This is a genomic window from Caviibacter abscessus (assembly GCF_001517835.1).
In the GTDB taxonomy this organism is placed as follows: domain Bacteria; phylum Fusobacteriota; class Fusobacteriia; order Fusobacteriales; family Leptotrichiaceae; genus Caviibacter; species Caviibacter abscessus.
In genome coordinates, this window is the sequence record NZ_LOQG01000001.1 from 125,793 (window position 1) to 138,509 (window position 12,717).

Here is a 12,717-nt window from a genome sequence, read left to right on the forward strand (position 1 = left end):
AAAAGTTGATAGGTTTTTGTACTTATCAACTTTTTAATTTATAATAACAAAACTATATAACCCATTATTGATGATATAAAATAAATTGAAACTAACATTCTATGAAAATTTCTAAAATTATCATTTAATCCAGCATAAAATATTAGTAAAATCATGTCAATTATTATATATGCTATAAATACATTCCAATTTTTATAATATAAAAATAAAAAATAAGGTAAAAATATTTTAACTTTATCCGTAAAAATAGAAATAATAATTAAAATTAAATCAATTAAAAGCAACGGTATTGCCATAAGTTCAACTTTTTTTAAGCTACTTTTAAATTGAAACATAATAATTATTCCTGTAATTAATTTTAAAATTATAAATAATATTTCAACTAAATTAATAAGCATCTCTACACCTCATAGCAATTATATCACATATTGACTAAAATTATAATAAAATGTATAATAATCTTACAAATTTCTAACTATTGCAATCTAAATAATTGCCTAGAAAACGGAGGACTAAATTGAAAACAATGGATGGTAATCAAGCTGCGGCATATATTGCATATGCTTTGACTGAAGTAGCAGCTATTTATCCTATAACTCCTTCATCATCAATGTCTGAATACATTGATGAATGGGCTTCGCAAGGTAAAAAAAATATTTTTGGTCAAACAGTTAGACTAATTGAAATGCAATCGGAAGCTGGTGCAGCAGGTACAGTTCACGGTTCGCTTCAAGCTGGTGCTTTGACAACAACTTTTACCGCATCGCAAGGATTGCTACTTAAAATTCCAAATATGTTTAAAATTTCAGGTGAGTTATTACCAGGTGTAATACATGTTGCATCAAGAAGTATATCAACTCACGCACTTTCCATTTTTTGCGATCATCAAGATATTTATAGTGCCCGAATGACAGGTTTTGCAATCTTATCCAGTAATAATGTGCAAGCTGTAATGGATTTAGCACCAATAGCACATCTTAGTGCAATAAAAGGTAGAGTTCCATTTCTACATTTTTTTGATGGATTTAGAACTTCACATGAAATACAAAAAATAGAAGAAATTGATTATAAAGATATTGAAAAACTTATTGATAAAAAAGCTTTAAAAAAATTTAGAGACAATGCACTTAACCCTGAGCATCCTGTAACAAGAGGAACATCACAAACAGAAGATATCTTTTTTCAAGTAAGAGAATCACAAAATAGATTTTATGATGCAATTCCTGATATCGTAAATAGCTACATGCAAAAAATATCAAAAATAACTAAAAGGGAATATAAACCATTTACATATTATGGTGATGAAAATGCAACTAAAATAATAATTGCAATGGGTAGTGTTACAGATACAATAAGTCAGGTAGTTGATTATTTAAATGAACAAGGTGAAAAAGTTGGGCTTATTACAGTTCACCTTTATAGACCTTTTTCTTTTAAATATTTATTTAATGTAGTACCAAAAACTGTAAAAGCAATTGCCGTTTTAGATAGAACAAAAGAACCTGGAAGTTCTCAACCATTATACTTAGATATACGTGATGCGTTTTACAACTCAAATTTAAGACCTATAATTGTAGGAGGTAGATACGGTCTTTCATCAAAAGATACAACACCTGCACAAATATTATCGGTTTTTAACAATTTAAGTCTTAAAGAACCTAAAAATGATTTTACAATAGGTATAATAGATGATGTTACTTATAAATCATTAGCTGTTGCTTCTGAATTAGACTTAAGTAAAAACGAGTTAGAATGTATATTTTACGGTATGGGTTCTGATGGAACAGTAAGTGCAAATAAAAATACTATAAAAATAATTGGAGATAAAACCGATAATTATATTCAAGGCTTTTTTTCATATGATTCAAAAAAAGCAGGTGGACTTACCAGGTCTTATCTTAGAATTAGTAAAAATCAAATAAAGTCACCTTATCTTATACAAAAACCAAATTTTGTTGCTTGCTCAACATTTTCATATTTAACTAAATACGATATGCTCGAAAATATGAAAGACAATGGTATTTTTTTATTAAATACTATGTATGACAAAGAAACAATAATAAATAAATTGCCAGATAATTTTAAAAAGCAATTAGCTAAAAAAAATATAAGGTTATTTATAATAAATGCAACAAAATTATCGTATGAACTTAAACTTGGAAATAGAACAAATACTATATTACAATCAGCTTTTTTTAAATTAACGAATATTATTGATTATAAAGAAGCTAAAAATTTCATGAAAGAGTATGCGTTAAAAACATATTCAAAAAAAGGTATGGATATAGTTGAAAAAAACTATAATGCCATTGATGCCGGAGATAGAATTGAAGAGGTTATTGTAGATAAAAATTGGGAAAATATCGAAACATTTTTTAAAGAAATGAAGTTAAGTACATTTATGCAAAAAATATCAAATCCAATCAATTCATTGAAAGGTTATGATATACCTGTATCTGCATTCGTAGGTCATGAAGACGGTACTTTTGAGCATGGATCAGCTGCACTTGAAAAAAGAAGTATTGCAACTATGGTTCCAAGATGGCGTCCCCAAGAGTGTATACAATGTAATCAGTGTGCTTTTGTATGTCCACATGCAACAATAAGACCTTTTTTAATTGACGATGAAGAGTATAAAAATGCTCCAAATATATTGCAGACTATCAAACCTATAGGTAAAGGCATGGAAAACTTGAGATACATTATACAAGTGTCTCCGGAAGACTGTACAGGATGTACAGCTTGTGTTGATATATGTCCTGCAAAAAATAAAGCTTTAGTAATGGTTCCAATTGAAGAAGAAATTGAAAGAAAAGAAGATGAAAATGCAAGATATTTATATGAAAAAGTAAGCTATAAAGATAATTACTTACCAAAAACAACAGTAAAAGGTTCTCAATTTGCAAAACCACTATTTGAATTTTCAGGTGCTTGTGCAGGTTGTGGTGAAACTCCATATATTAAATTACTTACACAATTATATGGTGAAAGAATGATAATAGCAAATGCAACAGGCTGTTCTTCAATATATGGAGGCTCGGTTCCATCAACAGTTTATACAACTAATTCTTGTGGTCAAGGTCCTGCTTGGTCTTCTTCACTATTTGAAGATAATGCAGAATATGGATATGGGTTATATGAAGCATCTGAAACATTAAGAAAAAAAGTTATTTCACTAATGAAAGATGCAATTAATAATGACAATATTGATTTAACCTTAAAAGAAAAATTTAACTTATTTATTGAAAATGAAGATGAAAATTTGAAAAATGAAATTGTAGCTTATATTGAAAAATTAGAAGATAAGGAAATAATTTTAAATAAAATTTATGAGTTGCGACAATATATGTTAAAAAAATCAGTCTGGATAATTGGTGGAGATGGTTGGGCATACGATATAGGGTATGGAGGACTAGATCATGTTTTATCTACAGGAGCTGATGTAAATGTTTTAGTATTAGATACAGAAGTATATTCAAATACTGGAGGACAAGCATCTAAAGCTACACCTACAGCAGCTATTGCAAAATTTTCAGCATCTGGTAAAAGAACAACTAAAAAAGATTTGGCATCTCTTATGATGACATACCAAAATATATATATTGCAAGAGTAGCAATGGGAGCAAATCAAAATCAAACGATACGTGCATTTAAAGAAGCTCAAGAATTTAAAGGACCATCACTTATAATAGCTTATTCACCTTGTATAGAACACGGAATAAAAGGTGGTCTTATGAGTCAAACAGAAGAAAAATTAGCAACTGAAGTAGGATATTGGCCTTTAATCAGATTTAATCCTGATTTAATTGAAAAAGGGAAAAATCCTTTACAAATTGACTTTAAAAAACCAGATTGGGATAAATATGAAGATTTTTTAATGAATGAAAACAGATTTGTACGTTTAAAAAATGAATTTCCTGACGAAGCAGAGAGATTATTAAAATTAAACAAGCAATCCGCTATGCAAATATTTAATTATTACGAGAAACTAGCATCACTTGATTATTCAAAGGAATAAAAATGAAAAGAAAAAACAAAGGATTTACATTGACAGAAATTATAATAGTCTTATTTTTAGTTTCTGTAGCATACTTGTTTACTACACGATTACTTGAATATTTTAATGAAATAAGAGCATTTAGAACTAGAGTTAAAATTGTGAATGCAATAAACTACATACAAAACAAAGCAATATATGAAAATAAAGGATATGAAATTAACTTTAATCTAAGTAATAAAAAAATAAAGTATATAGATAATGTGATAACATTAGATAATAAATTTGATTATATAACAAAAAATAAAAGTAATGATTTTACAAGATATACTACAAAATATGGAAATTTTGACAAGGGATTTACAATACAAATAAAAAGAAAAAATAAGTTGTATTATAACATAATTGTTGATACAACTAACGCATTAAATGTCCCAATAGTTAAGGTGTCAAAATGAAAAAATATATAACTTTTTTGATTATATATCTAATATATATTTTCTTTACTACATATAAAGGAGAAGTCATATATACAAAGAGTGTATATATTGATAGTAATCTAGTATATGTCAATAAAATTAATAATAAATTTTTGTTTAAACCTTTAGTTGAATCAAATAAATACGGAATAGAGAGTAGTGGTAATTTTACTCTCTATTTCAATAATGAAGAATTAATATATGTAAAAGAAAGTAAATTAAATATTTTTAGAAACTATATAAGAAATAGAATTAATAAAAAATTAAATTTCAAATTAAATAAAATATCAAAATCAATTATTTTAAATGAAAAATCACATTTAAATAAAAAAATATATAAAAATTTAGGGCTAAATCATTTGATAAGCATATCTGGTTTACACATTTCAATAATATATATGTTACTTTCAAACTTTCTATATTTTAGCAATAAAAAAATAAAAATTATAATAATCTTATTAATTTTAGCTTTATATACAGCAATTTTAGGATTTAATATACCTATTTTAAGAGCATATTTTATGATTTTTTGCATTTCAATATCAAAATTACTAAATAAAAAAATTTCTAGTAAAGATTCTTATTTTATATCAATGGTTTTAATATTATTAATTAATCCACTTCAAATTTTTCACTTATCATTTGCTTTAAGTTATTTACCTTTATTTGTAATTATTTTTATAAAAGAAAAAAATATTATAATTAAAAGTATATACATTCAAATAATTTTATTTCCAATAAATTTATATTTTTTCAAATGTATATATCTTTTTTCATTTATATTAAATCTCATATTTATACCTATATACAGCATATTACTTCAATTGATATTTATATGCATTATCTTTCCAATTCAATTTTTGAATTTTATAACCGTAAGATATTACATTACAATTGAAATAATATTGACTTATTTATCAAAATTTAAAATATTTTGTATAAAATTCGAAAACAGCAGTATACTAATTTTAGTTATTTTATACATGCTAATATTTTATTGCATAAAAAAATTTCAGATGATATAATACACTTAATTAAATGTAGGAGGAATATAAATTAATGCTTCATAAATTTAATTATTTTGAACCACTACATATACAGTCATTTATATTTTACCTTATATTAACAATCGTAATTATATCTGTTCCTTTTATTATAAGAACAGATTATAAGGGGTATTACACAAGATTTTTAGGCTATTTTTTATTATTTGCTAAAATTTTTGATATATGGTATAGAATATTTATAGAACAAGAAAAATGGTTTTATACAATACCACTTAATTTATGTAATATATCTCTTATTATATCAGGTTTATTCTTTATTAAGCGAAGTAATCATTTGTTTAATTTAGTTTATTTCTGGTTTACAGGAGCAATACTAGCTGTAATATTACCAGGAATTGAATATTACCATACAAGATTTTATGTACATGTATTTATGGGTACACATTTTCTTGAAATAATGACTGTAATATATGGATTTATTCATCTTGATGTTAGAATTACAAAAAATGGATTAAAATGGGCAATATTGGGATATATCGGTATGTGTATAACAGGTTTATTAATTAATAATATTTTAGGCACAAATTTTATGTTTGTAAATGATTATATTATTTCAGCAGTAAGTTTTATTAGACCTTTTTGGATATATGTAATAATATTGATCTCACTATTTGTTTTATCAATGATACTTACATATTTACCGTTTTTACACATTGACAATGAAGAAATTGAAGAAAAGAGTATAAATTAAAAGGGTAAAGATCAAAAATCTTTATCCTTTTTTATTATAATAATCTATTGCAAACTATTCCTATTATTGCAAAAATAACTAAAGATAATACTTGCAAGCTAAATTTTTTCTTATAAATCATAAATATAAAAGGTAAAAATAATAAAACAATTCCAAGATATAAATTAAAAGTTGCTAATATTAAAAATATGAAATAAATAATACCCATTCTTTGATTATTTCTTTTTTCACTAGGTGTATTTGAAAATATTTCACTGTAATCACCTGAACAGCATGAACAATGTTGTTCCTTGTTGCAATCATCTTGCATAATATATAACCGCCTTTCATATATTTGATAATATTATGTATACCACTAAATTATGATAAAATCTACCCTTATTATAGAATTTTATAAAATATTATAGTATAATTATATAAAAAAGAACGGGGAAATATATAGTGCAAGTAATTGAAAATAATAATGTTGTTATATTAGGAAATTTTGATGGCGTACATATAGGTCATAAAAAATTAATAAACGAAGCAATCATATATGCAAAAAAGAATAAGTTAAAAACATTAATATATATATTTGAAAATTTTCCATATAAAAATAAAGTGATTACGACTTTAGAAGAAAAAATAACAATTTTAAAGGATTTAGGAATAGATGAAATATATTTAGATGATTTTAATGTTATAAAAAACTTAAATGAAATTGAATTTGTAAATAACATATTAAAACAAAAATTAAATGCTAAGATAGTATTTTGCGGTTTTAATTACACATTTGGTCATAATAAGTCAGGAAATGCAAATAAACTTAAAGAATTAATAGAAACTAATATAATTGAAGAGGTTAAACTTAAAGGAATTACCGTATCTAGTACATTAATTAGAAATTTAATTTTATCTGGCTACATGGAAACAGCTTCTAAATTTTTAGGGAGACCGTATAATTGTAGCGGCATAGTTGTTAAAGGAAAACAAATTGGTAGAACAATAGGTTTTCCAACTGCAAATATATTACCTGAAGAAAATAAAATATATCCTCCATACGGAGCTTATGGAACAACAGTTAGAATAGAAGGCATGGATAAAACTTATCAAAGTATAATGAATATTGGAAAAAATCCCACTATAGATAATAAAAATAGAGTAACTATTGAAACAAATATATTTGATTTTAATTCTAATATTTATGGAAAAAAAATTAAAGTTATTTTACATAAAAGACTCAGATGTGAGAAAAAATTTGACTCACTAATTCAATTAAAAGAACAAATATATCTTGATACACTTGGTTGGAGAATGATTAATGATAAATATTAAAATTGACAATTTTGAAGGTCCATTAGATTTATTACTACATCTTATTGACATAAAAAAGATGAATATAAAAAATATTGTTATCAGTAATATAATCAATGAATATCTGGAAATTATAAAAACTCATGAAAAAAATAATTTTAAATTTAAAGTTGAATTTTTACAAATGGCATCCGAATTACTTGAAATTAAAGCATATTCTGTATTAAAGAGTGAAAAAAATAAGGAAAAACTTGTTGATTTGGAAAGAAGAATACTTGAATATAAAATATTTAAAGAATTGTCAGCAGAACTTTCAAAAACAGAAAATGAAAAGTACATTAGATTTACAAGAAAAAATATAAATACTAATGATGACGATGAAATTATACATGATAATTCAATACTAAATATAGAAAATTTGCAATTATGTTTAAATAACATATTTAATAAATTAAATAAAAAAAATGAATATAGTATAAAAATTGACATCGAAGAAGAATATACAGTTGAGAATGCAAAAAATGAAATACAAATTTTAGATAAGAACACAGTATACAGCTTCAGTTCATTGCTTAACGGAAAATTTAGTAAAGCCAGAATAGTTTCATTTTTCATGGCAATACTTGAATTATATAAAAATAACGAAATTGAAATTATAATCGATAATACTGATTTTTATATCACTAAGGAGAGAAAACAGAATGTTTAAGTCAAGTTTCATAGTTATGGGTATAAATACACTAAGTAGAATACTTGGTCTAATTCGTGAAATTTTAATTGCTAATCTTTATGGACTAACTGGAGCAACTGATGCATATTTTGCAAGTTCCAGAATTTCTAATTTTTTTACAACTTTATTAGGAGAAGGCTCTTTAGGAACAGTATTCATACCTTTATATACAGAAAAAAAAGAAAAATTGGGTGTAGATAAAGCTAATGAATTTGTTTATTCTATTATAACATTAGTCTTCAACTTTACCGTTTGTATATCCCTTTTAACAATAATATTTTCAAGACCTATATTAAAATATATAATTGGTTTTCATAATGATTCTAGAATGGAAACTGCCAATATACTATTAAAAATTATGGCATCTTATCTAATATTCATAGCTTTATCTGGAGTATTAGCTTCTTTTTTAAATAATTATAAGAAATTTTTCATTTCAACATTAACAGGAGTTGTATTCAACTTAACTATTATAATTGGTACTATATTATCAAAATTTAAAGGTGGAATATATACCTTAGCAATTTCATTTTTAATATCAGGTATATTACAATTTGTAATTCAAGTTCCAAGCTTTATAAAAATAATCAAAAATGTTAAATTAAAAATTGATTTTAATGATATATATGTAAAAAATTTCTTTAAATTAATGATACCTACATTAATTGGTATATTTGGGTATCAAATTAATGAAATTGTCGATACAAATTTTGCATCATCACTTAAAATTGGAACTATAAGTGCTATAAACTATGCAAGTAGACTATATTTATTACCTGTTGGAATATTTGCAATTTCTTTATCTGTCGTTATATTTCCACAATTGTCAAGTGCAGTTGTCAAAAAAAATAAAAAAGCAGAACTATTACTATTTACTAGAGGACTTAATTTACTTACTTTTTTAATTATTCCATCTGTAATTGGATTATTTTTTTATTCAAAAGATATAATAACTTTAATATTTGGAAGTGGTAAATTAGGCAAAGAAGGAATACAAATTACTACAGAAATACTTAAATGTTATGCCTTAGGATTAGTGTTTTTTTCGACAAATCACTTACTTACAAGGACACATTATGTTCACAAAAATAGAAAATTACCTGTAATTGCATCTTTTGTTGCAATAGGTTTAAATATATTACTTGACTATTTACTATATAAAAAATATACACATATAGGTTTAACATTAGCTACATCAATTTCAGCAATGTTAAATTATCTAATTTTACTTACATCAATTAAAATAAAATATGTTGATTATAATATATTAAAATATTTATTTTTTATTGTTAAATCGTTAATTGCATCTTTTGTTTGCTTATTTGTGTCATCATATTTTTCAAATATAATAATAAAATTATTAGTATTTTCGACTGTTTATTTTATTTTATGGTCATACCCATTATATAAGAAAAAAATCAACATTTTTGATTAAGCTTTATTGACAAATAGAAAAGCATGGTGTAATATATACCTGCGACAGTGAATGAAGGAGGAAAAAATATGAAAAAATATCAATTATTTATTTTATTATTAATTGGTCTTAATTCATTTTCAATAAATGCTTTAAAGTCTAATACATACAATAATAAAATAAATGAATTAAATAATATAAAAAATAAAAAAATCATTGCATCTGTCTTAGATGATTTTAAATATGTTACAAATGATTTAGGATATAATTATGATAGTAGCTCAAAACATAATTTAAAAAATACATTAAAATGGGGAGCATTTACATACACAATTACATATGGAAATGGTAATGGAAATAATGGCAGTAGTAACGGAAAAGTGAGTAATAGCATAGGTGTATCAAAAGACTTAAATGACTTTTTTTATAACAAATGGGACTTAAATAAACAACTTGCAATTTCTGAATATAATAAAAATTATGATGCAATCAAAAATGAATATTTTTCATTAGTTGATCTTTATGCTGATTTACTTGTAAAAAAAGGGGAATATGACAATTCAAAATCTGTGCTTGATAAATTAAATTCTGATGAAAAAATAATTGAAACTAAATATAAATCAGGTTCAGTTTCAAAAATTGATTATGAAAATTTTAAACTACAAATTGAAATAAAAAAACATGAAATTATAATTTTACAAGAAGAACTTAATAAAATTTTAAATCAATTAAAAGCAAAAAATGTTAGTATTGATATAAATAATTTAGAAGATTTTGAAATAAAAGAAATTAAAATAAAAGATCAAACAAATGAATTGAAAAATAAAATAAAAGTTGAAAAAAGAATTGCTGAATTACAATACAATAAATATATTGCTAGTAAAGTAGTTCCTACTATAAATGTTAATGCAATGTATAATATTGAAAATAAATCATACAGTGTTGGACTAAACGTATTCAAAAGTTTTGATTTAACAGGCGTTGATCTTGATGAAGCAAAATATAATAAAAAACATTCAATAATAGAATATGATAACAAGTTAAAGGCTGTTGATAATAAATATAATGATGATTTATCTGAATATGCTTTATTAAAAAATACATATAAACTTGAACTTTCAAAAGAGCAATTAGCAAAAAAAGAACTTGAAATAGCAAATTTAAAATACAGATTAGGAAGTATAAAATATAATGATTTACTAAAAGCAATTAATGAATATCATAGTTCTAAATTAAATACAATAAAAGCAAAAAGCAAATTAGGTGCTTTCATTTTAAAAAAGGAGATATAAAAAATGGCTATTAAAAGAAAGAAAATTATACTATTATTAATATTAACTTTAATATTTGGGGGAATATTTTTATTTATTAAATCGAGAACAGGCACAAGTGCACCTGCAAACATATACACAGTAAAAAATCAAAACTTAGTACTTTCATATACTTTTAGTGGGGCTGTTGTACCACAAAAAGAAATTTCAATTTTTTCAGAAACATTAGCACAAGTTGAAAAAGTAAATTTTAGAACTGGAGACTCAGTAAAACAAGGTGATGTATTATTATCATTAAAAGCAAGTTCATTAGATGATGCTAAACTTAAATATAAAAGACTTGCATTACAAGTTGAAAAAAATAGAAGAGATTATCATGCAATAACACAATTATTTAATAATGGTGGTGCATCTAAAAATGAAGTAAATGATGCTAAATTAACTTTAGAAACTTCAATAATAGATATGAATATTGCAAAAAAAGAATTTTCTGACTTTAAAAAAGATATAAAATCACCTATTTCAGGAGTTATATTAGCATTAAACGCTGATGAAAACTATAAAGTTGAACCTACAAAACCACTATTTAAAATCGCTGATACGGAAAATTTACAAATTATTGTAAATGCAATAAATATAAAAGCTAAAAAACTTGCAGAAGGTCAGAAGGTAACTGTTACATCTGATTCATTAGAAAGTAATAAAATTTTAACAGGTAAAATTAAATCTATATCACAAATAGCACAAAAAACTGATGGTTCTGCTGAAAATACAACAAGAGTAGTAATAGAACTTGATAATTATAGTACATTAAAACCTGGTGATTCTGCTGAAGTAAATATTATATATAAAGAAATAAAAGATAAAATTGTAATTCCATATAACTATATTTCAACAGATTTAGCGACTAACAAGTCATATGTATTAGTTGTTAATAAGGATAATGTCCTTGAAAAAAGATATATTAAACTTGGAGAAAATAATACTATAAATTTTGAAATATTAGAAGGTCTTAAAGTAAACGATAGAATCATTGAAAATACAAACAATTTATACAAAGAGGGAGTAAAAATAAAATGATAAGCATTAAAGACATAAGAAAAACTTACTTCATCGGAAAAAATGAAATAGAAATTTTAAAAGGAGTAAACCTTGAAGTAAGTGAAGGTGAATATGTTGCAATAATGGGTACATCTGGAAGTGGAAAAAGTACATTTCTTAATATAATTGGTTGTCTTGACAAAGCAACATCAGGAACATATGTTTTAGATGGTAAAAATATCGCTGAACTTAATGATGATCAGTTATCTGAAATAAGATGCCAAAAAGTTGGCTTTGTATTTCAGGCATACAATTTACTACCGAAATTAAATGCTATTGACAATGTAGAATTACCAGCAAAATATTTAGGTATGGATAAAGAAACAAGGCATAAAAGAGCAGAAGAGCTTCTTATAAAAGTCGGACTGGAAGATAGAATGTTACATTTTCCAAATGAACTTTCAGGAGGACAAAAACAAAGAATAGCAATTGCAAGAGCATTAATTAATAATCCTAGAATAATATTTGCAGATGAAGCAACAGGAAATCTTGACAGTAAATCAACAGAAGAGATACTTCAAATTTTTAAAACATTAAATGATTCAGGTGTAACTATAATTATGGTTACACACGAAGAAGATGTTGCAAGACATACTAAAAGAATTGTAAGATTAAAAGATGGTGTAATACAAAGCGATAGTATAGTAACAGAAAGATTGGGGGTATAAAATAAT

Annotated in this window: 12 protein-coding genes; 10 read left to right on the forward strand and 2 right to left on the reverse strand. The window is 24.3% G+C overall.

Annotated features, from left to right (window positions below; translation table 11 throughout):
• Positions 1–38: 38 nt before the first annotated feature.
• On the reverse strand, positions 39–398 hold the full coding sequence (locus AWT63_RS00660; protein WP_068267648.1) for a hypothetical protein: 360 nt from the start codon (positions 396–398) through the stop codon (positions 39–41).
• 128 nt (positions 399–526) lie between these two features.
• On the opposite strand from AWT63_RS00660, the gene nifJ reads away from it, so the two are divergent.
• Genes nifJ through AWT63_RS00680 form a run of 4 tightly spaced genes read left to right on the forward strand, consistent with a single transcriptional unit; the run spans position 527 to position 6,234 of the window.
• Positions 527–4,018 carry a pyruvate:ferredoxin (flavodoxin) oxidoreductase gene (gene nifJ, locus AWT63_RS00665; protein WP_068267901.1) on the forward strand — a complete coding sequence of 1,164 codons (3,492 nt, stop codon included), beginning with the start codon at positions 527–529 and terminating at the stop codon, positions 4,016–4,018.
• 2 nt (positions 4,019–4,020) lie between these two features.
• A complete protein-coding gene (locus AWT63_RS00670) occupies positions 4,021–4,455 on the forward strand; it encodes a pilus assembly FimT family protein (protein WP_068267650.1) in 435 nt (144 codons plus the stop codon).
• Positions 4,452–5,501, forward strand: coding sequence for a ComEC/Rec2 family competence protein (locus tag AWT63_RS00675; RefSeq protein WP_068267653.1), 1,050 nt, complete (start codon positions 4,452–4,454; stop codon positions 5,499–5,501). Before AWT63_RS00670 ends, AWT63_RS00675 begins: the two co-directional genes overlap by 4 nt.
• Before the next feature lie 34 nt (positions 5,502–5,535).
• Positions 5,536–6,234, forward strand: coding sequence for a TMEM164-related integral membrane acyltransferase (locus AWT63_RS00680; RefSeq protein ID WP_068267655.1), 699 nt, complete (start codon positions 5,536–5,538; stop codon positions 6,232–6,234).
• Between the two features lie 34 nt (positions 6,235–6,268).
• Here AWT63_RS00680 and AWT63_RS00685 read toward each other — a convergent pair whose 3' ends face one another.
• Complete coding sequence (locus AWT63_RS00685; RefSeq protein ID WP_068267657.1) at positions 6,269–6,544, reverse strand: hypothetical protein; 276 nt, start codon at positions 6,542–6,544, stop codon at positions 6,269–6,271.
• A 131-nt stretch (positions 6,545–6,675) separates the two neighbouring features.
• Between AWT63_RS00685 and AWT63_RS00690 the strand changes: the two genes are divergently transcribed.
• The 6 genes from AWT63_RS00690 (at position 6,676) to AWT63_RS00715 (ending at position 12,711) form a co-directional block, all read left to right on the forward strand.
• Positions 6,676–7,548, forward strand: coding sequence for a bifunctional riboflavin kinase/FAD synthetase (locus AWT63_RS00690; protein ID WP_197407525.1), 873 nt, complete (start codon positions 6,676–6,678; stop codon positions 7,546–7,548).
• Positions 7,535–8,236, forward strand: coding sequence for a segregation and condensation protein A (locus AWT63_RS00695; RefSeq protein WP_068267662.1), 702 nt, complete (start codon positions 7,535–7,537; stop codon positions 8,234–8,236). Before AWT63_RS00690 ends, AWT63_RS00695 begins: the two co-directional genes overlap by 14 nt.
• Positions 8,229–9,692 carry a murein biosynthesis integral membrane protein MurJ gene (gene murJ / locus AWT63_RS00700; RefSeq protein ID WP_068267663.1) on the forward strand — a complete coding sequence of 488 codons (1,464 nt, stop codon included), beginning with the start codon at positions 8,229–8,231 and terminating at the stop codon, positions 9,690–9,692. The genes AWT63_RS00695 and murJ overlap by 8 nt, the downstream gene beginning before the upstream one ends.
• Before the next feature lie 68 nt (positions 9,693–9,760).
• Entirely contained in the window at positions 9,761–10,963 is a 1,203-nt protein-coding gene (locus AWT63_RS00705) for a TolC family protein (protein WP_068267664.1), read from the forward strand.
• Positions 10,964–10,966: 3 nt separating this feature from the next.
• Positions 10,967–12,022 carry an efflux RND transporter periplasmic adaptor subunit gene (locus tag AWT63_RS00710; protein WP_068267666.1) on the forward strand — a complete coding sequence of 352 codons (1,056 nt, stop codon included), beginning with the start codon at positions 10,967–10,969 and terminating at the stop codon, positions 12,020–12,022.
• Positions 12,019–12,711, forward strand: coding sequence for an ABC transporter ATP-binding protein (locus AWT63_RS00715; protein WP_068267668.1), 693 nt, complete (start codon positions 12,019–12,021; stop codon positions 12,709–12,711). The genes AWT63_RS00710 and AWT63_RS00715 overlap by 4 nt, the downstream gene beginning before the upstream one ends.
• Positions 12,712–12,717: the final 6 nt, after the last annotated feature.